Source organism: Streptomyces humi (genome assembly GCF_001005085.2).
In the GTDB taxonomy this organism is placed as follows: Bacteria; Actinomycetota; Actinomycetes; order Streptomycetales; family Streptomycetaceae; genus Streptomyces; species Streptomyces humi.
In genome coordinates this window covers 13,999-38,793 of record NZ_LBMU02000085.1, presented here as the reverse complement: position 1 = coordinate 38,793, position 24,795 = coordinate 13,999, and the positions used below count along the sequence as shown (strand labels likewise).

21 protein-coding genes are annotated in these 24,795 nt (G+C 71.5%); 9 read left to right on the top strand and 12 right to left on the bottom strand.

The window, feature by feature from the left end; genetic code table 11:
* Positions 1–339 precede the first annotated feature (339 nt).
* Positions 340–936 carry a hypothetical protein gene (locus AAW13_RS33605; RefSeq protein WP_046727223.1) on the top strand — a complete coding sequence of 199 codons (597 nt, stop codon included), beginning with the start codon at positions 340–342 and terminating at the stop codon, positions 934–936.
* Positions 937–1,204: 268 nt separating this feature from the next.
* A complete protein-coding gene (locus AAW13_RS33600; RefSeq protein WP_046727224.1) occupies positions 1,205–1,411 on the top strand; it encodes a DUF5999 family protein in 207 nt (68 codons plus the stop codon).
* Positions 1,412–1,518: 107 nt separating this feature from the next.
* Here AAW13_RS33600 and AAW13_RS33595 read toward each other — a convergent pair whose 3' ends face one another.
* The 5 genes from AAW13_RS33595 to AAW13_RS33575 form a co-directional block, all read right to left on the bottom strand.
* Positions 1,519–2,571, bottom strand: coding sequence for an endo-1,4-beta-xylanase (locus AAW13_RS33595; protein ID WP_046727225.1), 1,053 nt, complete (start codon positions 2,569–2,571; stop codon positions 1,519–1,521).
* A gap of 29 nt (positions 2,572–2,600) precedes the next feature.
* Positions 2,601–3,443, bottom strand: a complete 843-nt coding sequence (locus AAW13_RS33590; RefSeq protein WP_046727226.1) for a carbohydrate ABC transporter permease — start codon at positions 3,441–3,443, stop codon at positions 2,601–2,603.
* Positions 3,440–4,435: a carbohydrate ABC transporter permease gene (locus tag AAW13_RS33585; RefSeq protein ID WP_046727227.1), complete on the bottom strand. Its 996-nt coding sequence runs from the start codon at positions 4,433–4,435 to the stop codon at positions 3,440–3,442. Before AAW13_RS33585 ends, AAW13_RS33590 begins: the two co-directional genes overlap by 4 nt.
* Before the next feature lie 8 nt (positions 4,436–4,443).
* A complete protein-coding gene (locus AAW13_RS33580) occupies positions 4,444–5,739 on the bottom strand; it encodes an extracellular solute-binding protein (RefSeq protein ID WP_046727228.1) in 1,296 nt (431 codons plus the stop codon).
* Between the two features lie 139 nt (positions 5,740–5,878).
* Entirely contained in the window at positions 5,879–7,423 is a 1,545-nt protein-coding gene (locus tag AAW13_RS33575) for a glycoside hydrolase family 43 protein (RefSeq protein WP_071659768.1), read from the bottom strand.
* Positions 7,424–7,965: 542 nt separating this feature from the next.
* Between AAW13_RS33575 and AAW13_RS33570 the strand changes: the two genes are divergently transcribed.
* Positions 7,966–8,499: a universal stress protein gene (locus AAW13_RS33570; RefSeq protein ID WP_046727229.1), complete on the top strand. Its 534-nt coding sequence runs from the start codon at positions 7,966–7,968 to the stop codon at positions 8,497–8,499.
* Positions 8,500–8,558: 59 nt separating this feature from the next.
* Here the strand turns inward: AAW13_RS33570 and AAW13_RS33565 are convergent, their stop codons facing one another.
* The 6 genes from AAW13_RS33565 to AAW13_RS33540 form a co-directional block, all read right to left on the bottom strand.
* On the bottom strand, positions 8,559–9,191 hold the full coding sequence (locus tag AAW13_RS33565; RefSeq protein ID WP_046727230.1) for a potassium-transporting ATPase subunit C: 633 nt from the start codon (positions 9,189–9,191) through the stop codon (positions 8,559–8,561).
* A 5-nt stretch (positions 9,192–9,196) separates the two neighbouring features.
* Positions 9,197–11,314 carry a potassium-transporting ATPase subunit KdpB gene (gene kdpB, locus AAW13_RS33560; RefSeq protein ID WP_046727231.1) on the bottom strand — a complete coding sequence of 706 codons (2,118 nt, stop codon included), beginning with the start codon at positions 11,312–11,314 and terminating at the stop codon, positions 9,197–9,199.
* Positions 11,311–12,975, bottom strand: coding sequence for a potassium-transporting ATPase subunit KdpA (gene kdpA / locus AAW13_RS33555; RefSeq protein ID WP_046727232.1), 1,665 nt, complete (start codon positions 12,973–12,975; stop codon positions 11,311–11,313). Before kdpA ends, kdpB begins: the two co-directional genes overlap by 4 nt.
* Before the next feature lie 7 nt (positions 12,976–12,982).
* Positions 12,983–13,072: a K(+)-transporting ATPase subunit F gene (gene kdpF / locus AAW13_RS33550; protein WP_016434100.1), complete on the bottom strand. Its 90-nt coding sequence runs from the start codon at positions 13,070–13,072 to the stop codon at positions 12,983–12,985.
* Between the two features lie 224 nt (positions 13,073–13,296).
* Complete coding sequence (locus AAW13_RS33545) at positions 13,297–15,183, bottom strand: NAD-binding protein (protein ID WP_063777040.1); 1,887 nt, start codon at positions 15,181–15,183, stop codon at positions 13,297–13,299.
* Positions 15,184–15,280: 97 nt separating this feature from the next.
* Complete coding sequence (locus tag AAW13_RS33540) at positions 15,281–17,779, bottom strand: sensor histidine kinase (RefSeq protein WP_046727260.1); 2,499 nt, start codon at positions 17,777–17,779, stop codon at positions 15,281–15,283.
* A 426-nt stretch (positions 17,780–18,205) separates the two neighbouring features.
* On the opposite strand from AAW13_RS33540, the gene AAW13_RS33535 reads away from it, so the two are divergent.
* The 3 genes from AAW13_RS33535 to AAW13_RS33525 all read left to right on the top strand — a co-directional run bounded on the left by AAW13_RS33535 (position 18,206) and on the right by AAW13_RS33525 (position 21,261).
* Positions 18,206–20,161, top strand: a complete 1,956-nt coding sequence (locus AAW13_RS33535) for an APC family permease (protein ID WP_046727234.1) — start codon at positions 18,206–18,208, stop codon at positions 20,159–20,161.
* Between the two features lie 133 nt (positions 20,162–20,294).
* Entirely contained in the window at positions 20,295–20,816 is a 522-nt protein-coding gene (locus AAW13_RS33530; RefSeq protein WP_046727235.1) for a hypothetical protein, read from the top strand.
* 49 nt (positions 20,817–20,865) lie between these two features.
* Positions 20,866–21,261: a TOBE domain-containing protein gene (locus AAW13_RS33525; RefSeq protein WP_046727236.1), complete on the top strand. Its 396-nt coding sequence runs from the start codon at positions 20,866–20,868 to the stop codon at positions 21,259–21,261.
* A 72-nt stretch (positions 21,262–21,333) separates the two neighbouring features.
* Here the strand turns inward: AAW13_RS33525 and AAW13_RS33520 are convergent, their stop codons facing one another.
* On the bottom strand, positions 21,334–21,822 hold the full coding sequence (locus AAW13_RS33520; RefSeq protein ID WP_046727237.1) for a molybdopterin-dependent oxidoreductase: 489 nt from the start codon (positions 21,820–21,822) through the stop codon (positions 21,334–21,336).
* Positions 21,823–22,026: 204 nt separating this feature from the next.
* Between AAW13_RS33520 and modA the strand changes: the two genes are divergently transcribed.
* From modA to AAW13_RS33505, 3 genes are read left to right on the top strand one after another with little or no spacing between them, the layout of a single operon-like run.
* Positions 22,027–22,863, top strand: coding sequence for a molybdate ABC transporter substrate-binding protein (modA, locus tag AAW13_RS33515; RefSeq protein ID WP_046727238.1), 837 nt, complete (start codon positions 22,027–22,029; stop codon positions 22,861–22,863).
* Positions 22,860–23,708, top strand: coding sequence for an ABC transporter permease (locus AAW13_RS33510; protein WP_046727239.1), 849 nt, complete (start codon positions 22,860–22,862; stop codon positions 23,706–23,708). Before modA ends, AAW13_RS33510 begins: the two co-directional genes overlap by 4 nt.
* On the top strand, positions 23,705–24,778 hold the full coding sequence (locus AAW13_RS33505; RefSeq protein WP_046727240.1) for an ABC transporter ATP-binding protein: 1,074 nt from the start codon (positions 23,705–23,707) through the stop codon (positions 24,776–24,778). The genes AAW13_RS33510 and AAW13_RS33505 overlap by 4 nt, the downstream gene beginning before the upstream one ends.
* Positions 24,779–24,795: the final 17 nt, after the last annotated feature.

Genomic DNA, 24,795 nt, shown 5'->3' with positions numbered 1-24,795 from the left:
TCGGCCGACCGCGAGAGCCTCGTATTTCGAGGTCAGCAGGGTACCGCCGGGCGGGAAACCGGGAGGATTCCCCACGAATCAGCGGCCGAATTGCGCCTTGTTCTGCTCTGTGAAACGGCTCGGTGAAACACCACCTGAACACGTGTCGTATAAACTCCGCGGAACAAGGCAGAAGGCCGGCGCCCACGGTCCTGGTTCCTGCCGTCCGGTGCGTGCGGACACCGTCCGCACCTCTCTTCACCGAACCGGGCCGCCGCCTCTCTGACCCCCTGTGAGCTGACAGCGCCGTCCGCCCCCGCCCTCGCGCCACCGCGCCTGTCGAATGAGAGGCGACCCACCATGCCGCTGCAAGTCCCTCCTGCCCCCGCGCCCGCACTGCGTTCCGTCCTCACGGCCCTCGGTTCCCCGACCGCGGTCAGCGAGGCCCGTACCCCTTCCCTGCGCACCGCGCAGGGCCCCGCGGTCCCCGAACTCCCGCTGCCCGTGCACGTCCTGGACCGGATCACCCCGGAGGGCGTGTCCGCCACCCGGCTGGCCGGCTGGCGCTTCCTGATCCGCTGCGGCGACCGGGCGGTGGCCGCGGCCGACACGATGCTCACCCCGGACGGCTGGGCCTTCTCGCACTTCTTCGAGGGGCCCTACATCACGTCCACCGAGCGGGCCCTGCACCAGGCCGAGGCCCTGCCGCAGACGTACCAGCCGCGCCTGCTGTCCGTGCCGGGCCTCTACATGCTCACCCTGTGGCTGCACGGGGACCGCACGGCGGACGGTGCCGAGGGGCACCCGGCCGCCACCGACCTGCTCGTCCCGCTGGCGCCCGCTCCGCCCGGCATCGCGGCGCACCGGCCGCACCTGGTCGCCGAACTGCTCCCGGTCCTCACCCACCGGGTCACTCCGGCACCCCTGCTCATCACACCCGCCCGAACGCCCGCCTGAGGCCTCGCCTCTCTGGGGAGCGGTGAATTGCTCATGCGAGCAATTCACCGCTCCCCAGAGAGGAACTAGCCCTATCCGGCCATGAGAAACCATCCGAATTGACAACCCGGCCGGGATGAACCGTCCGGGCGGGTGACGCGTCTCCAACCTGTGAGAAGCGGTGCCGCGAAATCCCTGCGGAACAACGCCCGGAGGGCAACACTGGTTTCCGAACGACTCATCACCACGGGGGACCGACATGACCACGACAGAGCGAGAGACCCTACCCATGTGCCAGCACCAACCGCCGTGTCCGACCGCCGAATCCGCCGACCGGGAGTCCGCCCGTCTCACGGCGCACCACCCGGAGCAGGGCTGGAGCCTGCTGTGCAACGGCGTGCTGCTCTTCGAGGACACCGGCGAGCTCCTGCCCGACGGTCAGATCATCGCCCCGCACCGCCCGCTCGGTGCCGGCAGCGTGATGACCGCCGCCTGAGCGGACACCGCACCACCCCCGGGCGGCCCCGCCGCTCCGCCCGGTGACAATCAAGGGGCCGGACGCACACCTGGTGCGCACCGGCCCCGACGTGCGTCCGGGGTTCGTCACCCCCTGTAGCCGAGGGCTGTGCGCAGCGCGAAGTAGGCCGGCTTGGGGGCGAGTTGCTCGTCCCAGGGCAGGGCCGCGCCCTCGCCCGGGAAGAAGGCCGGGATCCACGAGTACTTGTCCGTCCAGTCCCAGACCGTGATGCCCACGCACCGCCGTACCGCGAGGCACGCCCTGGTGAGATCCGCGTACCAGGTAGCCTGCTCGGCCAGTTTCCCGTCCGTCGCGGGCAGCTGCATCCGGATGTCCACCTCGGTGAGCGCGGTGTCCAGGCCGAGGCGGGAGAAGCGGCGGAGGTTCTCCTCCAGGGTGGCGGGATAGCCGTACTGGAGGGCGAGATGGGCCTGGAGGCCGATGCCGTCCAGCGGCACGTGCTCGGCCTTCAGCTGCCGGGCGAGCGCGTAGTAGGCGTCGCTCTTCGCTCCGGTGGCCTCGATGTTGTAGTCGTTGAGGTACAGCTTGGCGCGCGGGTCGGCCTGGTGCGCCCAGCGCAGCGCGTCGGCGATGTAGCCGGGGCCGAGCGTCTTGTACCAGATGGTCTCGCGGTAGCTGCCGTCCTCGTTGAACGCCTCGTTGACGACGTCCCAGGAGTAGACGCTGCCCCGGTAGTGCCGGACCTCGGTCTGGATGTGGTTCTTGAGAACCGCGCGCAGCTCGTCGGCCGTCCAGGTGCGGGAGGTGAGCCAGTCGGGGAGCTGGCTGTGCCAGACCAGGGTGTGGGCGCGGACCTGCTGGTGGTTCTTCCGGGCGAGGTTCACGATCTGGTCGCCGTCGGTCCAGTCGAAGACGCCCTGCTGGGGCTCGGTGGCGTACCACTTCATGCCGTTGCCGGGCGTGATCATGTCGAACTCGGTGCCGAGCGGCCGCGTGTAGGCGGTGTCGGTGAGTTCGGGGTTGTCGGTGGCGCTGCCGAAGTAGCGGCCGTGCCGCTCGGCCAGTTCGGCGAGGGTGGGTTGCCGGTCGTGGGCCCGGGCGGCGGGGCCGGTGGCGATTCCGGCCGCCACGAGCACGGCCGCGAGGGCACCGGCGAGTCTGAGACGGGTGCGTGCCATCGTACGACTCCTGTTCGCGGAAGGGATGTTCAGCCCTTGGTGGCACCTGCGGTGAGGCCGCCGACCAGCTGGCGTTCGGCGACCGAGTAGAAGGCCAGGGCGGGCACCATGGCGAGGACCAGGTAGGCGAAGACCCGGGCGTAGTCGGTGGCGTACTGGCCTTGGAACTGCTGCACGCCGACCGGGATGGTCCACCACGTGGAGTCGTTGAAGACCAGCAGTGGCAGGAAGAAGTTGTTCCAGCTGGTGACGACCGCGAGCACGGAGACCGTGCCGAGCGCCGGCCGGGCCATCGGCAGCAGGATCCGCCAGAAGAAGGCGAACGGCCCGCAGCCGTCGAGGGTGGCCGCCTCCTCCAGCTCCCCGGGGATCTCCCGGAAGAAGCCGCGCAGGATGATGATGGTCATCGGCAGTCCGAACGCGGCCTGCGGCAGGATCACCCCCAGCGGGTTGTCCAGCAGGTTCATCGAGCGCAGCAGCAAGAAGAGCGGCAGGGCGGCCACCGCGAACGGGAACATCAGCCCCATCGTGAACACGGTGAACAGGACCTCCCGGCCGCGGAAGGCGAACCGGGCGAAGGAGAAGGCCGCCAGCGCCGACACCGCGACCACCAGCACGGTGGTGGCCACGGCGATCAGGGTGCTGTTGCCGACCAGCCGCCAGAAGGAGCCGGAGCGGAGGATGTCGGTGTAGTTGGAGGTGACCCAGGAACGGGGCAGGCCGACCGGGTTGGCGGACAGTTCGTCGGTGGACTTGAACCCGGACAGTGCCGCGTACAGCACGGGTACGGCCATCAGCGCGCCGACCACGACGAGGACCAGGTGCAGCGGCAGGCTGCGTACGGAAGTGCCGGACGTCCTGCGGCCGTTCATGCGCCGTCCCCTCTCATGTTCGTGGTGGCGCCCGCCAGGTCGCGGCGGAGCACGAACCGCTGGTAGGCGAGGGCGAAGACAAGGCTGATGGCGAACATGACCACGCTGATCGCGCTGGCGTAGCCGACCTGGTAGCGCTTGAAGCCGTACTGGAACATGGTCACGGCCATGGTCTCCGAGTGGTGGTCGGGGCCGCCCGCGGTGACCACCCACACCAGGTCGAAGAGCTGGATGGACCCGATGACCGAGAGGAAGACGCTGATCCGCAGGGTGGGGGCGAGCAGCGGCAGCGTGATGTGGCGGAAGCGCTGCCAGGAGCCCGCGCCGTCGACGATCGCGGCCTCGGTCAACTCGGCCGGGATGGACTGGAGTCCGGCCAGGTAGAGCATCATGTGGAAGCCGAAGTACTTCCAGGTCATGACGAGGAAGAGGGTGGCCATGACGGTCGAGGGGTCGGAGAACCACTCCCCGCCGAGCCCGTCGAGTCCGATCGCGCCCAGCACGTGGTCGGCGAGCCCCTGGTCGGGGGCGAAGATCATGCCGAACAGCACACCGGTGATGGCCTCGGAGAGCACGTAGGGCGCGAAGAACAGCATCCGGTAGACGGCCCGGCCGCGGATCCGCTGGTTGAGCAGGACCGCCATGGCGAGCGCGAACGGCAGTTGCAGGGCCAGCGAGAGCCCGACCAGCAGCAGGCAGCGCCAGAGGTCGCCGAGGAAGACGTCGTCCTGGAAGAGGCGGGTGAAGTTGTCGGTGCCGGTGTAGTCGGAGGGCATGCCGAAGCCGCCCCAGCGGAAGAACGAGGCGTACAGCGCGAACAGGATCGGCAGCAGGACGAGGACGCCGAACAGGGCCAGGGCGGGCAGCTGGAAGCCCACCGCGGTGAGCCAGTGCAGCACCCGGCGCCGGGTGCGCGCCCGGTCCGGCCGCGTCGGCGGCCGGACCTGGGCGTCCGGCCCGGACCTGGTGTCGGACAGGTAGGTCGAGGTCATCGGGCGGCCTACTGCTCTTCCTTCGCGGTCTTGGTGATCGCCTGGGTGACGTCCTCGGGCGACTTGGAGCCGGCGATCAGTCCGGCCACGCTGTCGTTGACCTGCTGGCCTACGGCCGGCGCGTAGGCCTGGTCGAGGTAGAGCTGGAAGCCGGTGGCGGCCTTCAACTGGGTCTGTACGAGCTTCAGGTTGGTGTCGGTCAGCGCGCTCTCGGCGGCGGGTACGACGGGTATCACGCCGGTCTTCTTGACCAGTTCCACATCCGTGGTCTCGGAGGCGAAGAACTTCAGGAAGTCGACGGCGGCCTGCGGGGCGTCGGCGCGCAGCGCGTGTCCGCCGCCGCCTCCGAAGATCTCGGTGATGGTGCCCTTGCCGCCCTCGACTGCCGGGAACGGGAAGAACCCGAGGTTCGCGCCGACCCCCTTGCCCGCGTCCGCCTCGACGACCGGCGCCCACTGGCCCATCAGCTCCATCGCGGCCTTGCCGTTGCCGACGGTGGCGGCCTGGCCGGTCGGGCTGGAGTAGGCGGCGCCCAGGAACCCCTTCTGGAACGGCTGGAGTTGCACGAGGTCCTTCAGGTGCTGTCCGGCCTCGACGAAGCCGGCGCCGGTGAAGTCCTTGTCGTCGTCCGCCTTCTTGAGGGCGTCGATCCCGGCGGTGCGCATGGCGAGGTACGCCCAGTAGTACATGCCGGTCCAGCTCTCCTTGCCGGCCAGGGCGAGCGGGGTGACACCGGCGGCCTTCAGCGCCTTCACGGCGTCCAGGAAGGCGCTCCAGGTGGTGGGGGGCGCACTGATCCCGGCCCTCTTGAAGAGAGCCTTGTTGTACCAGAAGCCGATCATGCCGATGTCGAACGGGATGCCGTACGTCTTCTTGTCCAGGATGTACGGCTCCTTGGCGACCGGGAGGAGCCCGTCGGACCAGGGCTTGGTGGTGTCGGTGAGGTCCTTGACGAGTCCCGCGTGGACCTGCTGCTGGAGGACGCCGCCGCCCCAGGTGTGGAAGATGTCGGGGAGCTTCCCGGAGGCGGTCAGCGCGGTCATCTTCGTCTTGTAGGCGTCGTTCTCGAGCTGGGTGATCTTCACCTTGACCTTGGGGTTCTGCGCCTCGAACTTCTTGGCGAGGGCCGCCCAGACGCCTTTCGTCGGGCTGGTCGTGGAGATGTTCCACCACTCGACGGTGGTGATCCCCGACGACGAGCCGCCGTCCGAGCCCGAACCGCAGCCGCTGAGGGCGGTCATGCCCAGACCGGCGGCCGCGGTGGCCGCCAGGAAACCGCGACGGGACAGTGCCGGGTCGCCCATGATGCGCTCCTCGGGGTACGGGACGACCGACGCCGTCCTGGTTCGATGGTTCTCGGAACTTCGAAACTTTCGGGTCCGTCTCCGCCCTGCGGGGCTTCGAAACATTCGATGTTTTCACCGAACGTTCCGAACGGCGACTCTAGAAAGGCGGATCAGGAGCGTCAAGGTGTCGCGCAGCAGCTGATGGCAAGTACTCGAACCAGTCGAAGGCCGCCCGGCCCTCGGTGACGTACATGCCGACGACCCGGCCGGTGAAGCCGCCCGCCACCTGTGTGGACAGATACCGCCCGTCCAGTTCGGCCAGCCGGACCGGGCCTTCGGGGGTCTCGACGGCGAGGAGCACGGCGTCGGGTCCGGCGCCGCGGGCACCGGGCGGCGGCTGCTCACCGGGCGCGACGCCGGTGGGCGGCGGCACCCGGTCCGTGCGCGTCTCCACGACGAGCGTCAACGGCCCGGGCGGTACGGGGTGTTCGGCGAGCCGCTGCCGCAGCGGCCCGATCCGCGCGACGACGCTCACCACTCCCCCGCTCACCTCCAGGTCGTAGTGGTGGGCCTCGTCGACGCGCAGCGAGAGGCCGGCGCGTCCCGCGCCCGGGCCCGGGTCGAGCAGCGCGGCCGCACGGCAGTCGAAGTGCTGCTGACGGCGGCCGACGAAGGTGTGTCCGGGGCGGTCCAGGCTGTCCCCGGTGGCGGTGAGGGTCAGCCACCCCGGCCGTTCGGTCAGCGACCAGGAACCGGCGGGCCGGGCGCGTGGGGAGATCCAGTGCGGCGCGAGCCCGGGAGCGGTGAAGTCGTCGCGGGCCGGCGGCTGTTCGACCGGGTGCCAGGCGGCCGGAGCCGTCTCGCGCTCGCGCACCCGTCCCATCCGCGGCCAGCCGTCGGCCCACTCGACCGGGGCCAGGAAGGTCTCCCGGCCGAGCACGTGGAACTCGGGGAACCAGCCGCGCGGCCGGGTGCCGAGCAGCACCGCCCACCAGCTGCCGTCGACGGCCTGGACGAGGTCGGCGTGGCCGGTGCACTGGACCGGTTCCGAGGTGCCCCGGTGGGAGACGAGGGGATTCCCGGGCGCCGGTTCCCAGGGCCCGCGCGGCGAGCGGGCGCGGGCCACGGAGACCCCGTGCCCGAGCGCCGTGCCGCCCTCGGCGACCAGCAGGTACCACCACGCGCCGATCCGGTGGAGGTGCGGTGCCTCCGGGTCGCGCAGCCCGGTCCCTGACCACGTCGGCAGCGGACCTTCGAGCACCTTCCCGGTACGGGTGTCGATCCGGGCCACGGCCACCCCGGCCACCGCGCACCAGCAGTCGCCGTTCTCGTCCCAGGCGAGGTCGGGGTCGATACCGGGGACGTCCACCCACACCGGGTCGGACCAGGGCCCTTCGGGGCGCTCGGCGGTGACGAGGAAGGTGCCGCGGCCGCCGACGTCGGTGGTGATGACGTGGAAGAGCCCGTCGTGGTGCCGGATCGTCGGCGCGTACACCCCGGCGGAGGCCGGCGTGTCGTCGGGCAGCGGCCGGTCCAGGACGTTGCCGAGCTGCCGCCAGTGCACCAGGTCCCGGCTGTGGAAGAGCGGCACGCCGGGGAAGTACTCGAAGCTGGAACAGACGAGGTAGAAGTCCTCCCCGACCCGGCACACGCTCGGGTCGGGGTGGAAGCCGGGGATGACCGGGTTGTCGTACGTCCGCATGCGCCTGCGCCCTTCCCGGACCGCCGAAAGTTTCGGCGAGATTGGCGAACTTTACGAGGCGCACTGTAGAAGGGTGCTCCGGGCCCGACAAGAAGTGCGGTCAGTGCTTCGGGCGGGACGGCGGCAGCACGCCACGACGTGGATCCCCTCGACGGGAACCCGGTGGTGACCGCCGCCCGGCTCGGGCGGTCAGGGCGACAGCGCCGGTTCCGGCGGTTCAGGCGATCCGCAGGGCCACGGCGGCGGGTGCGGCTGCGACGGCGGGTGCGCCTGCGGCTGCGGCTGCGGCTGCGGCTGCGGCGAGCGGCCGTACCGGGGGCGGGGACCGGCGCCGACCACTGGGGTCGACCGTGTTGACGGGACGCTGACGTGGGGCCCCAACCCGCTGCGGCGGCGGGCACGATGACCGTCAGGGCGTGCCAGGAAACCCCCTCCATGCCCTGGTCACGGTGCGTCCCGGGGCGTGTGATGGACACCGGTCGGGGTACTCGGCCCCCTCTGGGGCAGACCCCGGGGTCAGCTACGGATGAACGGTGGAGTCGATGTCGGGTGACGACGCCTGCGGGCCCGGTCGGGTGATGGTGGGCGTGAGCGGTTCGCTGGGCAGCGTCACGGCCCTGTGCCGGGCGGCGGCGGAGGCCCGGCGGCGCGGTGCCGCGCTGTGGCCGGTGCTGGCCTGGGAGCCGCCGGGCGGTGAACTCGCGGCGCGGCGCTCGGCGGCCTCGATCCTGCTCGTGGACGAGTGGGAGCGGCTGGCCCGGCAACGGCTGCGCGAGGTGCTGGCGGAGGTCTTCGGCGACGCCGGGCCCGGCGTCCCGGTGCACGGCCTCGTCGTACGCGGCGATCCGGGCCGGGCGCTGGTCGAACTCGCGGACCGGGACGACGACGTACTGGTCGTCGGCACCGGCCGGCGCGGCTGGCACCGTGCCTTCTCGGGCCGGGTGGCCGGCTACTGCCTCGGTCACGCGCGCTGCTGCGTGCTGGCCGTGCCGCCCTCCCCGCTGGAGGGTGTGCTGGCGGCCGCCCACCGTCGCAACAGCTGGCATCTGCCGCTGGACTCGAAGCAGTTGTCGTAGGCGGCCTTGTCCTGCGCGACTGCGAGGGCGGCCGGCCGGCCGCCCTCGCAGTCGCTCCGTCAGCGGCCCTCGACCAGTTCCCTGAGGGCGATGTTGAGTTCGAGGACGTTCACCCTGGGCTCGCCGATGAAGCCGAGGGTGCGGCCTTCGGTGTGGTCCTGGACCAGCTTGTCGACCGTGCCGACCGGCAGGTGGTTGCGCTCGGCCACCCGGTGCACCTGGAGTTCCGCGTACGCCGGGGAGATGTCCGGGTCCAGGCCGGAGCCCGAGGAGGTGACGGCGTCGGCGGGCACCTGTGAGGGCAGCACCCTGTAGTCGGCCGTGGAGTTGTCCTTGACGACCTTGGCCTTGGCCTCCTCGATCGACGCGATGAGCTTCTTGCTGTCGGCGGAGAGGTTGGTCGCGCCTGAAAGGATCAACTTGTACTGGGTGTTGACCGAGTTGGTGCCGAGGCCGTTCGCCGGCCGTGACTGGAAGTAGGCGAGACTGTAGCCCTGTTGGCCGATGAGCGAGGAGCCGACGACCCTGCCGTCCGCCCTGGTCTCGGAGCCGTTCGCCTTGTCGTGGAACGCGGCCTGGGCGACACCGGTGACGAGCAGCGGGTAGCCGACGCCCGTCACCAGGGTCAGCGCGAGCAGCGCCCGCAGCGCCGCGCCCAGCAACCGGGCGCTGTTCGTAACGGAGTTGTTCATGGCCGTCAACCGATTCCGGGGATGAGGGAGATGAGCAGGTCGATGATCTTGATCCCGATGAACGGGGCGATCAGGCCGCCGATGCCGTAGACCGTCAGGTTCCGGCGCAGCATCCGGTCGGCGCTCACCGGCCGGTACCGCACCCCCTTCAGGGACAGCGGCACCAGCGCGACGATGATCAGCGCGTTGAAGATGACGGCCGACAGGATCGCGGAGTCCGGCGAGGACAGGCCCATGATGTTGAGCCTGTCCAGGCCCGGGTAGACGGCCGCGAACAGCGCCGGGATGATCGCGAAGTACTTCGCCACGTCGTTGGCGATGGAGAACGTCGTCAACGCGCCCCGGGTGATGAGGAGTTGCTTGCCGATCTCGACGATCTCGATGAGCTTGGTCGGGTTGGAGTCGAGGTCGACCATGTTGCCGGCCTCCTTGGCGGCCGACGTACCCGTGTTCATCGCGACGCCGACGTCCGCCTGGGCGAGGGCCGGTGCGTCGTTGGTGCCGTCGCCGGTCATCGCGACCAGCTTGCCGCCCGCCTGTTCCCGCTTGATGAGGGCCATCTTGTCCTCGGGGGTGGCCTCGGCGAGGAAGTCGTCCACACCCGCCTCGTCGGCGATCGCCTTGGCGGTCAGCGGGTTGTCACCCGTGATCATGACCGTCCTGATGCCCATCCGGCGCAGTTCCTCGAACCGCTCCCGCATGCCTTCCTTGACGACGTCCTTGAGGTGGACGAGGCCCAGGATCCGGGCGCCCCCGGCGTCCTCGACCGCGACCAGCAGCGGGGTCCCGCCGGCCTGCGAGACGGCCGCCGCGAGGGTGTCCGCGTCCTCCGCGACGGTACCGCCCTGTTCCTGGACCCAGGCGATGACCGAACCGGCCGCGCCCTTGCGGATCCTGCGGCCGTCGACGTCCACGCCCGACATCCGGGTCTGGGCGGTGAAGGCGATCCACTCCGCGTGCGCCAGCTCCCCCTGGTGCCGCTCCCGCAGCCCGTACCTCTCCTTCGCCAGGACGACGACCGAGCGGCCCTCGGGGGTCTCGTCGGCCAGCGACGACAGCTGGGCCGCGTCGGCCACCTCGGCCTCGGTGACCCCGCGCACCGGCACGAACTCGGCGGCCTGGCGGTTGCCGAGGGTGATGGTGCCGGTCTTGTCCAGCAGCAGCGTGGAGACGTCACCGGCGGCCTCGACCGCGCGCCCCGACATGGCGAGGACGTTGCGCTGCACCAGCCGGTCCATGCCCGCGATCCCGATCGCGGAGAGCAGCGCGCCGATCGTCGTCGGGATCAGACACACCAGCAGGGCGACCAGTACGACCATCGTCAGGTGCGTGCCGGCGTAGTCCGCGAACGGCGGGAGGGTGACGCAGGCCAGCAGGAAGACGATGGTCAGCGAGGCGAGCAGGATGTTCAGCGCGATCTCGTTCGGCGTCTTCTGCCGGGCCGCGCCCTCGACCAGGCCGATCATCCGGTCGATGAAGGTCTCGCCCGGCTTCGTCGTGATCTTGATGACGATCCGGTCGGACAGCACCTTCGTACCGCCGGTGACGGCGCTGCGGTCGCCGCCGGACTCCCGGATGACCGGGGCCGACTCGCCGGTGATCGCCGACTCGTCGACCGAGGCGACGCCCTCGACGACGTCACCGTCACCGGGGATGACGTCGCCGGCCTCGCAGACGACCAGGTCTCCGATCCTCAGCTCGGTGCCCGCGACCACGGTCCCGTCGGCCTTGCGGGCCACGGTGTCGGTCTTGGCCTTGCGCAGGGTGTCCGCCTGGGCCTTGCCGCGGCCTTCGGCGACCGCCTCCGCGAGGTTGGCGAAGAGCACGGTCAGCCACAGCCAGGCGCTGATGGTCCAGCCGAACCAGTCGCCCGGGTCCTTGAAGGAGAAGACCGTGGTCAGGACCGAGCCGGTCCACACCACGAACATCACGGGCGACTTGACCATCACCCGCGGGTCGAGCTTGCGGCAGGCCTCGGGGAGCGACCTGATGAGCTGCTTGGGGTCGAAGAGGCCCGCGCCGACGCGGCTGTCGGCCGGCGTGTGTCCGGTCGGCGCGTCCTGGTGGGGCGCAAGGGTGGGAGTGGACATCGTGTCCTCGTGGGCTTCCGTTCGGGTGGTCATGACGCCAGCCCCTCGGCCAGCGGCCCCAGCGCCAGGGCCGGGAAGTAGGTCAGACCGGTGATGATCAGGATCGCGCCGACGAGCAGGCCGGTGAACAGCGGTTTCTCGGTGCGCAGGGTGCCCGCCGTGGCCGGGACGGGCCGCTGCCCGGCGAGCGAGCCGGCCAGCGCCAGCACGAACACCATCGGCAGGAAACGGCCCAGCAGCATCGCGATCCCCGTCATGGTGTTGAACCAGTCGGTGTTCGCGTTCAGACCCGCGAAGGCCGAACCGTTGTTGTTGGCCGCCGAGGTGAACGCGTACAGCACCTCGGAGAAGCCGTGGGCGCCGGAGTTGAGCATGGAGTGCGGCGGGGTCGGCAGGGCCATGGAGAGGGCGGTGAGGACGAGCGCGAGCGCCGGGGTGATCAGGATGTAGACCGCCGACAGCTTGATCTCACGCGGGCCGATCTTCTTGCCCAGGTACTCGGGCGTACGGCCGACCATCAGACCGGCGATGAACACCGCGATGACCGCCATGATGAGGATGCCGTAGAGGCCGGAGCCGGTGCCGCCGGGCGCGATCTCGCCCAGCATCATGCTCAGCAGGGTGATCCCGCCGCCCAGTCCGGTGAAGGACGAGTGGAAGGAGTCCACCGCGCCCGTGGAGGTGAGGGTGGTCGACACCGCGAAGATCGACGAACCGCCGACGCCGAAGCGGACCTCCTTGCCCTCCATCGCCCCGCCCGCGAGCTGGAGCGCCGGTCCGTGGTGGGTGAACTCGGTCCACATCATCAGGGCGACGAAGCCCACCCAGATGGTGAACATCGTCGCGAGGATCGCGTAGCCCTGCCTCACCGAGCCGACCATGACACCGAAGGTGCGGGTCAGCGCGAACGGGATGAGCAGGATCAGGAAGATCTCGAAGAGGTTGGTGAAGGGCGTCGGGTTCTCGAAGGGGTGGGCGGAGTTGGCGTTGAAGTACCCGCCGCCGTTGGTGCCCAGTTCCTTGATGGCCTCCTGGGAGGCGACCGCGCCGCCGTTCCACTGCTGCGAACCGCCCATGAACTGACCGACCTCATGGATGCCGGAGAAGTTCTGGATCGCGCCACAGGCCACGAGAACGACCGCGGCCACGGCGGCGACCGGCACCAGGATCCGTACGGTCCCCCGCACCAGGTCGGCCCAGAAGTTGCCGATCTCACCGGTGCGCGAGCGCGCGAACCCGCGCACCAGGGCCACCGCCACCGCCATGCCGACGGCCGCGGACACGAAGTTCTGCACGGCCAGACCGGCGGTCTGCACGACGTGCCCCATGGTCTGCTCGCCGTAGTACGACTGCCAGTTCGTGTTGGTCACGAACGAGACCGCCGTGTTGAACGACTGCGCCGGGTTCACCGAGGAGAAGCCGAGCGAGCCGGGCAGCACGCCCTGGAGCCGCTGGAGCAGGTAGAGGAAGAGCACACCGACGAGCGAGAAGGCGAGGACCGCGCGGAGATAGGCGGGCCAGCGCATCTCGGTGTCGGGGTCGGCGCCGACGCCCCGGTAGATCCACCTCTCGACCCGCCAGTGCCGGTCGGCGGAGTAGACCCTGGCCATGTGGTTGCCGAGGGGTATGTAGGCGAGGGCCAGCGCGCCGATGAGCGCGAGCAGCTGGAGCACGCCTGCGAGTACGGGACCCATGGCTGTCTCAGAACCTCTCCGGGAAGATCAGGGCGAGGACGAGGTAGCCCAGCAGGGCGACGGCCACGACGAGGCCGACGATGTTCTCGGCGGTCACAGCTTCGTCACCCCCTTGGCGACGAGGGCCACCAGCGCGAAAGCCGCGAGGACGGTGACGACGAAGGCCAGATCGGCCATCGTGAGCTCCTGGAGTGAGGTGCGAAAGGGACGTGGACGGTTAGAGCAAACCGCCTCCGTGGCCGGATCCGACCGGCGTTGACGTCTCCCTTACGGGCGCGGACACCCCTTTGACGGGACTCTTACGGTGGGACGAGTCCCTGGTCAGCCCCTCCCCGCGACTCCTGTCATCAGTACGTCCAGCCCCCGCCGGGTGGTCGCCATCACCACGCGGTCCCCGGCCGCCAGCACCCGCCCCTGCGCCGGTCGCCAGTCGAAGGCGTCCGCGTCCGGTACACGCGGCGTCCCGGAGTCCCCGGTGCCCCCTCCGGCCGGTCCCACGGCGAGCACCCGCCACTCGCGCCGCCGGAACGCCTGGTGCACGGACCGTCCCTCCAGCTCCGGATGGCCGGCCACGTCCACGCACGTGAAGAGCAGCGACCCGCGCTCCACCGGCATCACGCCCAGCACGTGGCGTCCCATCATGGCGGCGGCGAAGGAGGGCGCGGCTAGGGCGGAGACGCTCCTGCTGCGGGTCAGCGCGTCCGGGTACGAGGCCCGCAGGGTGCGCTGGACGGTCGCGGCGAAGTCGTCGTCGTAGAGCCGGGCCACCACGCGTACGCCGGGGTGGTACTCCCGGACGGCCATGAGGATGTCGAGGTTCTGGCCGTCGTCGCGGGTGAGGACGAGCAGGGAGCGGCACTGCCGTACCCGGGCGAGTTCGAGTACGCCGGGGGCGGTCGCGTCCTCCAGGATCAGCGGGACGCCGAGTGCGCGGGCGAGGGCGACGCCCCGGGCGCGGGGATCGCGCTCGATGGCCACGACCCGGTGCCCGGTGGTGCGCAGCCGGTCCAGTGCGCGGGTGCCGACCATGCCCAGGCCCACCAGGACGATGTGGCCGCTGACGTCCTCCCCGGGCGGGTGGTTCGCGGAGGCCGTGCGGAACGCGTCGGTGGCGTTCATGGTCGCGGCGACGACGAGGGGCAGCACGGCGAGTCCGACGAAGCCGGCGACGAGCTGGAGTATGCGGCGGGCGGGTGACTCCTCGGTGGCCGGGTCGCCCATGGTGAAGATGTCCAGGAGGGGCAGGTAGAAGTTCTTCCACCAGGGGTGCTCGTCGGCGAAGAGCGCGGTGGCGGTGGCCAGCGCGCCCACCACGGCCGCCAGCGAGCCGTAGACGGCGGCGAGCTGGCGGGAGAGGAAGACCCGCCACGGCAGGTGGGCCAGGCGCGCCCGTACCCAGCGCACCGGCCTGAAGTGCCGGGTGCGGCGGGCCGGTTCGGCCGTGTGGTGGTGGACGACCTCCTCCAGCATCAGCCGGCCGTGGGTGAACTGCCGGTGGTACGCCGTCCGGTCGTCCGGCAGCAGCTGGGTGCCGTCCTCGCCGGCCGTCTCGGGGCTGTCCTGGCTGGCCGGGTCGTCCTCGTGGGCGCCGGAGAGCACGGCGAGGGTGGCGAGGTCGGTGGCCTGCTGCGGGGTGCCCGCCGGACGTACCACCCCGCGGAACACCCTGCCGTCGACCTGGAGGGTGTGGCCGTGGCCGACGGCGGCGGCCGCGACGAGCTCCGGTACCGCGGTGTCGGCGTCGGAGAGCACGGTGGTGGAGGTGTCCGCGGCTGCGGTGTCGCACAGGCCCGCCGCCCGGTCCAGGAGCCGTTCCAGATGGCTGCCGCGCTCGCGGTTGAACATCCGCACGACCAGCCGTACGGAGGGGTTGACGGCGCGGGCGAGCAGGGCGGCGGTCACGTTGACCTGGTCGTCGCGGTAGGTGAGGGCGAGCGCGGCGGCCCGTTCGACACCGGCCGCGCGGAGGGTGGCCTCGTCGGGGCGGGCGGCGACGTGCAGCCGGACGGCCGAGTCCGGGTCGCGGTGCAGGACGGCGACCTGGGCTCCGTGCACGTCGGCGGCGGACGGCATGACGACGGTGACGACCTCCCCGCACACGGCGTCGAGTTCGACGGCCAGCCGGTGGGCGAGCCCGTCGTCGCCGCAGATCACCATGTGCCCGGTGCGCTCTCCGGAGGCCGCTGGTACGGGGAGGGTTGACGTCACATCAGCCAGAACGGCACCGGTCGGGACACCGGTTCCTGCCGGGCCCCTCCCGGGCGTTCAAATGTGCGTCAAGAACATGTCAACAGGGGCCCCGGGTTCATGACGCTCCGCCCACGCGCTCCGGCGCCCGCAGGGCAGGGGGCAGGTCGGCCAGGGGCAGCGAGACGACCATGGTCAGGCCGCCGCCCGGGGTGTCCTCGGGGGTCAGGGTGCCGTCCATCGCCTCGGTGAGGCCGCGGGCGAGCGCGAGCCCGAGGCCGAGACCGGTGCTGTTGTCCGTGTCGCCGAGCCGCTGGAAGGGTTCGAAGAGGCGGTCGCGGCCGTCCGCCGGCAGCCCAGGACCGCGGTCGATGACCCTGAGCTCCGCGCGGCCGGCCAGCGCGCTCGCCGTCACCGACACCCGGGTGCCGGGCGGGCTGTGCCGGGCCGCGTTGCCGACCAGGTTGGCGATCACGCGCTCCAGCAGCGGCGGGTCGGCCAGCAGCGGGGGCAGGTCTTCCACGGCACCGTGCACGTCCACCGCCGGGGTGTCCGCCAGGGCCGCCGGCAGCACCTCCTCCAGCGCCGTCGCCCGCAGGTTGAGGGTGAGGACACCGGCTTCCAGACGGCTGAGGTCGAGGAGGTTGTCGACCAGTCGGCTCAGCCGGGCCATGGACTCGTCCGCGGTGGCGAGGAGTTCGTCGCGGTCCTCGGCGGTGAACTCCACCTCGTGGCTGCGCAGCGAGGTGACCGCCGCCCAGCCGGCCGCGAGCGGGGTGCGCAGGTCGTGGCCGACGGCCCGGAGCAGTGCCGTGCGCATCCGGTCGGCGGCGCGGACCGGTTCGACCTCGGCCGCGGCCTGGGCCAGCCGGGCGCGCTCCACGGCCGAGCCGACGTGCGCGGCGAACGCTGCGAGGACCCGCCGTTCGGAGGCGGAGGGGGTACGGCCGCGCAGCACCAGGTGGTGGCCCGGGCCGGCCGGCACGACGGTGGCGTCGGCGCCGTCGGGCGGGGCGTCGACCAGTTCGGCGGAGTCCACGCCGAAGGTCTCCCGGGTGCGTTCCAACAGGGCGGGGATGGTCTGGCCGCCGCGCACGATGCTGCCGGCCAGCGACGACATGGTCTCCGCCTCGGCGGTGGCCCGGGCCGCGCGTCTCGACAGCCGCAGGGAGCGGTCCACGACCCCGGCGACGGTGGCGGCGACGACCGCGAACACCCCCAGCGCGAGCAGGGCGTTGGGGTCGTCCAGGGTGAACCGGCCGACGGGCGGGATGAACCAGTAGTTGAGCAGCAGGGACGCGGTGACGGAGGCGATCACGGCGGAGGTCACCCCGCCTATGCAGGCCACGCCCACCACGGCGAGCAGGAACAGCAGGGCCTCACTGGTGAGGTTGACGGTGCCGCGGACCTGGGCGAGGGCCGCGGTGAGCAGGAGCGGCAGCACCAGCCCCGCGACCGGTCCGGCGACGAGCCGCCGGGTGGAGAGGGTACGGCGACGGGAGGGCAGCAGGGCGCCGCGCCCCTCGCGCTCGTGGGTGACCCGGTGGACGTCGATGTCGCCGGAGAGCGCGGTCACGGTCTCCCCCGTGCCCGGCCCGGTCAGGAAGCGTTCGAGGCGGCCGCGGCGGCTGGTGCCGAGGACGAGCTGGGTGGCGTTCCCGGCGCGCGCGAACTCGACCAGCGCGGTGGCCACGTCGTCGCCGACCACGGAGTGGTAGCTGCCGCCGAGGTCCTCGACCAGCCGGCGCTGCCGGGCCAGCGAGGCGTGCGAGACACCCGCCGCGAGTCCGTCGCTGCGGGCCACGTGCACGGCGAGCAGGTCGCCGCCCGCGGACCGGTCGGCGATCCGGGCGGCCCGTCGGACCAGCGTGTCACCCTCCGGGCCGCCGGTCAGCGCGACCACCACCCGCTCCCGGGTCTCCCAGACCCCGCCGATCGCGTGCTCGGCGCGGTAGGACCGCAGTGCCTCGTCGACCCGGTCGGCGACCCAGAGCAGGGCCAGCTGGCGCAAGGCGGTCAGGTTGCCGGGGCGGAAGTAGTTGGCGAGGGCCGCGTCGATCTTCTCGGGGGCGTAGATGTCGCCGTGCGCCATCCGGCGGCGCAGGGCCTCCGGCGGGATGTCCACCAGCTCGATCTGCTCGGCGCGCCGGACGACCTCGTCGGGCACCGTCTCGTGCTGCGGTACCCCGGTGATCTTCTCCACGACGTCCTTGAGGGACTCCAGGTGCTGGATGTTGACGGCGGTGATCACATCGATGCCGGCCGCGAGCAGATCCTCGACGTCCTGCCGGCGCTTGGGGTGCCGGCCGTCACCGGGGATGTTCGTGTGCGCGAGCTCGTCGACGACCGCCACCTCCGGGTGGCGCGCCAGCACCGCCGCGAGGTCCATCTCCTCGAACTCGCCGCCCCGGTAGCCGCGGCGCAGTCGCGGCGTGACGTCCAGGCCCTCGGTCATGGCCTCGGTCCGGGGGCGCCCGTGGCACTCCACGAACCCCACGACCACGTCCGCGCCCCGGGACGCGCGGCGCCGGGCCTCGTCGAGCATGCGGTAGGTCTTGCCGACCCCTGGGGCCGCCCCGAGGTAGACCTTCAGCCGTCCGCGTGGTGCATCGTTCATCACCTCGAAGAAGAACCCGCGACCGGACCCGGACACGACCTTCTTGACGCGTCTCTGGCGCCGCCGACGGCGATGTTGACACCGTCTTGACGGCCGTCGGACCGGTGGTGTGCTTCCGGGCCGGCCGGGCCGTAGTCGAACGGCCGGGATCCGGGGTGTCGTACGGGATAACGCTCGGTGTCCGATGCGGGGTTCCGGCCCGCCGTCCCCCGGACAGCCGAACGCCCCGGTCCGGTCTCCGCCGGACGCTTTCGTGCTGCGCGAACCCCGCCCGCCAGGTCATTCTTAACGCAAGCTTGACGCCTCGGGCCTGCCGATCCATGGGCCCACGCGTCACTCTCTGCATACGCTGGTGCCGCCGTCCGCGTGATGGCCGGATTCGAACTGCGCCGCACCTCACCGCGCCGGACACCAGGAGCCCTTTCCATGGCCACGACCGAGCACCCCCCTCCCAGTCGCCTGCGCGCCTGGATGCTGGAGGGGCTGTCCGACATGGGCAAGGGCGGCGGCCACACGGGCCCTCACGCGCAGCCCGCGCCCGCGCACCAGGGCCAGCGCTGGTGGCGGGTGATGTGCCTGACCGGTGTGGACTACTTCTCGACCCTCGGCTACCAGCCGGGCATCGCCGCCCTCGCGGCCGGCCTGCTCTCCCCGATCGCGACCATCGTGCTCGTGATCGTCACCCTGGCGGGCGCCCTGCCGGTGTACCGCCGCGTCGCCGCGGAGAGCCCGCACGGCGAGGGCTCCATCGCCATGCTGGAGCGGCTGCTCTCCTTCTGGCAGGGCAAGCTGTTCGTGCTCACCCTGCTCGGCTTCGCCGCCACCGACTTCCTGATCACGATCACGCTGTCGGCCGCCGACGCCTCCACCCACCTGGTCGAGAACCCGCATCTGACCAGCACCCTGCACGGCCATCAGATGGTCATCACGCTGTTCCTGGTGGCCCTGCTCGGTGCGGTCTTCCTCAAGGGCTTCCTGGAGGCGATCGGTGTCGCGGTCGCCCTGGTCGGCATCTACCTCGCCCTCAACGTCGTCGTCGTGATCGTCGGCTTCTGGCACGTCATCACCGCCGAACACGTCATCACCGACTGGAGCAGCGCCCTCACCGCGGAACACGGCAACGTCTTCGTCATGATCGGCGTCGCCCTGATCGTCTTCCCCAAACTCGCTCTCGGCCTGTCCGGCTTCGAGACCGGCGTCGCCGTCATGCCGCACGTCAAGGGCGACCCGGGCGACACCGAGCAGCGGCCCACCGGCCGGATCCGGGACACCAGGAAGCTGCTCACCACCGCCGCCCTGATCATGAGCTGCTTCCTCATCGCGACCAGCTTCATCACCACGCTGCTGATCCCGGAGAACGAGTTCAAGCCCGGCGGCGCCGCCAACGGCCGCGCCCTCGCCTACCTGGCCCACCAGTACCTCGGCGGCGCCTTCGGCACGGTCTACGACGTCTCGACCATCTGCATCCTGTGGTTCGCCGGCGCCTCCGCGATGGCCGGTCTGCTCAACCTGATGCCCCGCTACCTGCCCCGCTACGGCATGGCCCCGCACTGGGCCCGCGCCGTCCGTCCCATGGTCATCGTCTTCACCCTGATCGCCTTCCTGGTCACCTGGATCTTCGACGCCAGCGTGGACGCCCAGGGCGGCGCCTACGCCACCGGCGTACTGGTCCTGATCAGCTCCGCGGCCATCGCGGTGACCATCGCCGCCCGCAAGGCCGGACAGCGCAAGTGGACCGTCGCCTTCGCGGTGATCTCGGCGGTGTTCCTCTACACGACCGTTGTGAACGTCATCGAGCGCCCCGACGGTGTGAAGATCGGCGCCTGCTTCATCGTCGGCATCATCCTGGTGTCGCTGCTGTCCCGGCTGGCCCGCGCCTTCGAGCTGCGCGTGACGAGCGTGACCCTCGACGACATGGCCGAACGCTTCATCAGGGACATGGCCAGCCGCAGGATCCGGTTCATCGCCAACGAGCCCGACGCCCGCGACAAGGCCGAGTACCGCGACAAGGTCGACCAGATCCGCGCCGACAACGACATGCCCGAGCAGGAGGACTTCGTCTTCGTCGAGGTCACCGTGACCGACCCCTCCGAGTTCGAGGCCGGCCTGACCGTCCGCGGCGAGGTCCTGCACGGCCGCTACCGCGTGCTGACCCTGGAGTCCGCGTCCATCCCCAACGCCCTGGCCGCCCTCCTGCTCCACGTCCGCGACGAGACCGGCTGCATCCCGCACATCTACTTCGAGTGGACCGAGGGCGGCCCGTTCGCCAACTTCCTGCGCTTCTTCCTCTTCGGCCAGGGCGAGGTCGCCCCGGTCACCCGCGAGGTGCTGCGCGAGGCCGAACCGAACCGCACCCGACGACCGCGTGTCCACACGGGCTGAGCCCCCCCCGCCTGCTGCCCGCCGACCACCGGGATCCGCGTGTCGTAAGAATCCCGTCAATAACCGCTCAGTCCGCATAAGAACCCCGTCAGCGGCCGCTCGCCCGCGCCCACCGGCCCCTACCGTCGGCCTCATGGCGGACAGCAGACCCCCGGGCCGGGCGACCGGCGACCGCACCTGGCGCGGCGGCGCCCTCCTCGCCGTCGGCTGCGCCCTCGGATTCGGCGCCCTCACCCTCGCGGTGGACTGGGACGCCGGCAGCCTCACCCCGGCCCGGGCCCTGCTCTGGATCGCCCTCTCGGCCACCGTCCTAGGCCTGCTGCTGCCGGCCCGCGTCACGGCGGGCCCCGGGTGGCTCGCGGTGCGCGGCCCGCTCCGCCGCCGTACGGTCCGTACCGACTCCCTCGTCCACGTCGGCCGGTACGGCGATGTCGCCGCGCATCTGGTCCTGCGCGACACCCTCGGCAACCGGCTGGAACTCGACCCCGGCGTCCTGCACGCCAACCCCCTGCTCTGGCACGAGCTGGACACCGGCGTCCGCCGCTCCCTGGAACGCGGCACCCTGCGCCGCGGCTCCGAGGTGCTCGCCCGGCTCGGTCACGAGATCGATGACACGAACGCCCGCGCGGTCCTGGAGGTGTCCGGGCTCAGCTGACCGGCGGCCCGTGTCCATGAGCCCGGCCGCCTGCCCCTAGGGTGAGCGCATGCCTTCCTACACGATCGGCCGGGCGGCACGGCTGCTCGGCGTCAGCCCGGACACCGCCCGCCGCTGGGCCGACGCGGGCCGGATGGCCACCCACCGCGACGAGGGCGGCCGAAGGCTCATCGACGGCGCCGATCTCGCCGCGTTCTCCGTGGAGCTGGCGAAGGCGGGCGCCGGCGAGGAGGACGCCTCCTACACGTCGGTCCGCAACGCGTTCCCCGGCATCGTCACCGCGATCAAGCTCGGCGACGTCGCCGCCCAGGTCGAGATCCAGGCCGGCCCGCACCGCCTGGTCTCCCTGCTGACCCGGGAGGCCGTGGAGGAACTCGGCCTGGAGGTAGGCATGGAGGCCACCGCCCGGGTGAAGTCCACGAACGTGCACATCGACCGCGTCTGACCCGTCACCCGGCCGCCTCAGCCGGCCGCGTCCCCGGCCTCACCCGGCCGCCTCACCGTCGCGTCCGACCCGTCACCCGGCCGCGGCGGACGTGTCGCCGGGTGCGGCAGCCCGCGGGCGCCGGACCTCATAATCCCCGTCCAGGCGGATCTCCCTGATGCCGCTGATGTGCCGGGCCCCGCAGCGGTCCTGCGGCAGGACCAGTTGCGGGCCCGCCCGGTCAAGCGGGGTGTCGTCGATGCTGACACCGAGCAGAACGGGAGCGTGGGCGAAGTCGGGGTCGATCTCGGCCCAGGAGAGCAGCACTCGGTGCCCGTCGGCGCCGCTGACCGCGATGAGGAAACGCAGCCGGTCCTTGCGGCGGGCGGGATCGAAGCCGGGACCGGCGCCGGCCAGGACGTCGTACAGCCGGGGGCCCGTGAAGCCGTGGTGCTGGACACCGCTGGTGGCGCACTCGAAGCTCACCCGGACCTGGTGCTGGGGCCAGCGCAGGAGGTCCGGCACGGTCAGCCGGGCGGGACGGGCCAGATCTCCGGTGAGGTCGAGTTCGGCGAGCGTCATGTGCGGCCACCTCCCGGATGACGGTACCCGCGACGCCCTGCCGTACAAACGCACATGCCAGGTTCCCATCCAAAGCTTGCAGCTCATGCGATGCGACAGGAGACTTACGTCTCGCAAATGCGGCAGTATCATCACCTCGCGGCCGTTGCCGGTCGCGGCAGGGCGCGACAGTTTTTTCCCAAGACTCAGAGGAGTTCACCCGTGATGACCCGTTCCGCGCGCCGGACCCGGCGGACGATGCAGGTGGCCGGTGTCTCGGTCGCGGCCCTGCTGGCCCTGAGCGCCTGCTCGTCCTCCGGCTCGTCCGACAGCGACTCGTCGGCGAAGACCAAGTCGGACACCTCGTCGTCGGCGTCGCCCAAGCTGTCCGGGTCGATCACCGTGTTCGCCGCGGCCTCGCTCAAGGAGAGCTTCACGACGCTGAAGACCGACTTCGAGAAGGCCCACCCCGGCACCACGGTCAACTTCAGCTTCGGTGGCAGTGACACGCTCGCCGCGCAGATCACCAGCGGTGCGCCGGCCGACGTCTTCGCCGCCGCGAGCGCCAAGACCATGGCGATCGTGACGGACAAGAAGGACACCGCCACCACCCCGGCCACCTTCGTCCGCAACCAGCTGGAGATCGCCACCCTGCCGGGCAACCCCGACAAGGTCTCCTCCCTGAAGGACCTCACCAAGTCCTCGCTGAAGGTCGTGCTGTGCGACAAGACGGTGCCGTGCGGCGCCGCCGCCCAGAAGGCACTGGACGCCGCCAAGCTCAAGCTCACCCCGGTCTCCTACGAGGAGGACGTGAAGTCCGCCCTCAACAAGGTGGTCCTCAAGGAGGCGGACGCGGCCGTCGTCTACAAGACCGACGTGAAGGCCGCGGGCAGCAAGGTGGAGGGCGTGGAGTTCCCCGAGTCCGCGAACGCCGTCAACGACTACCCGATCGCCCTGCTCAAGAACGCCCCGAACCCGACGGTGGCCAAGGCGTTCATCGCGCTGGTGCAGTCCGCGGAGGGTCAGCAGGTCCTGAACCAGGCCGGGTTCCTCAAGCCGTGACGAAGACCGACGAGTCCGGTGCCGCAGCCGGCGCCCGCACGGGCCGCCCGCGCCGCCGGCGCGTCCGGTTCGCCGTACCGCTGCCCCTCCTCCTCCCCGGAGCGGTGGCTCTGGCGTTCCTCCTGCTGCCCCTGGTCGCGCTCCTCCTGCGCGCCCCCTGGAGCAGCCTGCCGTCCCTCCTGACCAGCCCCGACGTATGGCAGGCCCTACAGCTCTCGCTGTTCAGCGCGACGGCCGCGACGGCGGTGAGCCTGGTCCTCGGGGTGCCGCTGGCCTGGCTGCTGGCCCGTACGGAGTTCCCCGGCCGGGGTCTCGTACGAGCGCTGGTCACCCTGCCCCTGGTCCTCCCGCCGGTCGTCGGCGGTGTGGCCCTCCTCCTCGCGCTCGGCCGCAACGGCGTCGTCGGCCAGTGGCTGGACGCCTGGTTCGGCATCACGCTCCCGTTCACGACGACGGCGGTGGTGATCGCCGAGTCCTTCGTGGCCATGCCGTTCCTGGTGATCAGCGTGGAGGGCACGCTGCGCGCCGCCGACCCGCGCTACGAGGAGGCGGCGACGACCCTGGGCGCCTCCCGCTTCACCGCGTTCCGCCGCGTCACCCTCCCGCTCATCGCCCCCGGCATCGCGGCCGGCGCGGTCCTCGCGTGGGCCCGTGCGCTGGGCGAGTTCGGAGCGACGATCACCTTCGCCGGCAACTTCCCCGGCCGTACCCAGACCATGCCCCTCGCCGTGTACCTGGCCCTCCAGAACGACCCCGAGGCGGCGATCGCGCTCAGCCTGGTGCTGCTCGCGGTGTCGATCGCGGTACTGGCGGGGCTGCGGGACCGTTGGATGACAGCGCCATGACCACTGTGCCCCCGCCCGACAGCCACGGCCCGACCGGCCTCGACGCCCACCTGGTGGTCACCCGCGCCGCCTTCCACCTGGACATCACCCTCACCGCCGCCCCCGGCGAGGTGGTCGCCCTCCTTGGCCCCAACGGCGCGGGCAAGACCACCGCCCTGCGCGCCCTGGCCGGCCTCACCCCGCTCTCCGCAGGCCGGCTCCGCCTGGACGGCGAACAGCTGGACGGCACACCGCCCGAGTCCCGCCCGGTCGGCGTCGTCTTCCAGGACTACCTCCTCTTCCCCCACCTCACGGCCCTGGACAACGTCGCCTTCGGCCCCCGCTGCCAGGGCGCGACGAAGGCCGAGTCCCGTGCCGTCGCGGCCGGCTGGCTGGACCGCATGGGTCTCACCGCGCACGCCGGCGACAAACCCCGCCGGCTGTCCGGCGGCCAGGCCCAGCGCGTCGCCCTGGCCCGCGCCCTGGCCACCCGCCCCCGGCTCCTCCTCCTCGACGAACCCCTCGCCGCCCTCGACGCCCGCACCCGCCTGGACGTACGCTCCCAGCTCCGCCGCCACCTGGCCGAGTTCGAGGCCGTGGCCGTCCTGGTGACACACGACCCGCTGGACGCCATGGTGCTGGCCGACCGCCTGATAGTGATCGAACACGGCAGGATCGTCCAGCAGGGCACCCCCGCCGACATCGCCCGCCACCCGCGCACCGACTACATCGCCCACCTGGTCGGCCTCAACCTCTACCGGGGCCGGGCCGAGGGCCACACGGTCAAACTGGAGACGGGCCCCGCGATCACCGTCACCGAAGAGCTGACCGGTGACGTCTTCGTCGCGTTCCCGCCGAGCGCGGTCACCCTGTTCCGGGACCGCCCCACGGGCGTCAGCGCGCGCAACCTCTGGCGCTGCGAGGTCGCCGGCCTGGAGACCCACGGCGACCGGATCCGCGCCGACCTGACCGGCGAACTCTCCCTGGCCGCCGACCTGACCACGGTCGGGGCGGCCGAACTGGACCTGCGTCCGGGCGTCACGGTCTGGGCGACGGTGAAGGCGACCCAGACCCACGCGTACCCGGCGTGAACGCGGAAGGCCCCGCC

What these genes read in the sequence shown, in the direction of transcription:
- AAW13_RS33505 (WP_046727240.1), top strand. Translation starts at nt 23,705, where the DNA reads ATGACCACTGTGCCCCCGCCCGACAGCCACGGCCCGACCGGCCTCGAC.
- AAW13_RS33530 (WP_046727235.1), top strand. Translation starts at nt 20,295, where the DNA reads ATGGCGGACAGCAGACCCCCGGGCCGGGCGACCGGCGACCGCACCTGG.
- AAW13_RS33520 (WP_046727237.1), bottom strand. Translation starts at nt 21,822, where the DNA reads ATGACGCTCGCCGAACTCGACCTCACCGGAGATCTGGCCCGTCCCGCC.
- AAW13_RS33525 (WP_046727236.1), top strand. Translation starts at nt 20,866, where the DNA reads ATGCCTTCCTACACGATCGGCCGGGCGGCACGGCTGCTCGGCGTCAGC.
- AAW13_RS33540 (WP_046727260.1), bottom strand. Translation starts at nt 17,779, where the DNA reads ATGAACGATGCACCACGCGGACGGCTGAAGGTCTACCTCGGGGCGGCC.
- kdpB (WP_046727231.1), bottom strand. Translation starts at nt 11,314, where the DNA reads ATGACCACCCGAACGGAAGCCCACGAGGACACGATGTCCACTCCCACC.
- kdpA (WP_046727232.1), bottom strand. Translation starts at nt 12,975, where the DNA reads ATGGGTCCCGTACTCGCAGGCGTGCTCCAGCTGCTCGCGCTCATCGGC.
- AAW13_RS33585 (WP_046727227.1), bottom strand. Translation starts at nt 4,435, where the DNA reads ATGACCTCGACCTACCTGTCCGACACCAGGTCCGGGCCGGACGCCCAG.
- AAW13_RS33535 (WP_046727234.1), top strand. Translation starts at nt 18,206, where the DNA reads ATGGCCACGACCGAGCACCCCCCTCCCAGTCGCCTGCGCGCCTGGATG.
- AAW13_RS33580 (WP_046727228.1), bottom strand. Translation starts at nt 5,739, where the DNA reads ATGGGCGACCCGGCACTGTCCCGTCGCGGTTTCCTGGCGGCCACCGCG.
- AAW13_RS33605 (WP_046727223.1), top strand. Translation starts at nt 340, where the DNA reads ATGCCGCTGCAAGTCCCTCCTGCCCCCGCGCCCGCACTGCGTTCCGTC.
- AAW13_RS33590 (WP_046727226.1), bottom strand. Translation starts at nt 3,443, where the DNA reads ATGAACGGCCGCAGGACGTCCGGCACTTCCGTACGCAGCCTGCCGCTG.
- modA (WP_046727238.1), top strand. Translation starts at nt 22,027, where the DNA reads ATGACCCGTTCCGCGCGCCGGACCCGGCGGACGATGCAGGTGGCCGGT.
- AAW13_RS33595 (WP_046727225.1), bottom strand. Translation starts at nt 2,571, where the DNA reads ATGGCACGCACCCGTCTCAGACTCGCCGGTGCCCTCGCGGCCGTGCTC.
- AAW13_RS33575 (WP_071659768.1), bottom strand. Translation starts at nt 7,423, where the DNA reads ATGCGGACGTACGACAACCCGGTCATCCCCGGCTTCCACCCCGACCCG.
- AAW13_RS33570 (WP_046727229.1), top strand. Translation starts at nt 7,966, where the DNA reads ATGTCGGGTGACGACGCCTGCGGGCCCGGTCGGGTGATGGTGGGCGTG.
- AAW13_RS33600 (WP_046727224.1), top strand. Translation starts at nt 1,205, where the DNA reads ATGTGCCAGCACCAACCGCCGTGTCCGACCGCCGAATCCGCCGACCGG.
- AAW13_RS33565 (WP_046727230.1), bottom strand. Translation starts at nt 9,191, where the DNA reads ATGAACAACTCCGTTACGAACAGCGCCCGGTTGCTGGGCGCGGCGCTG.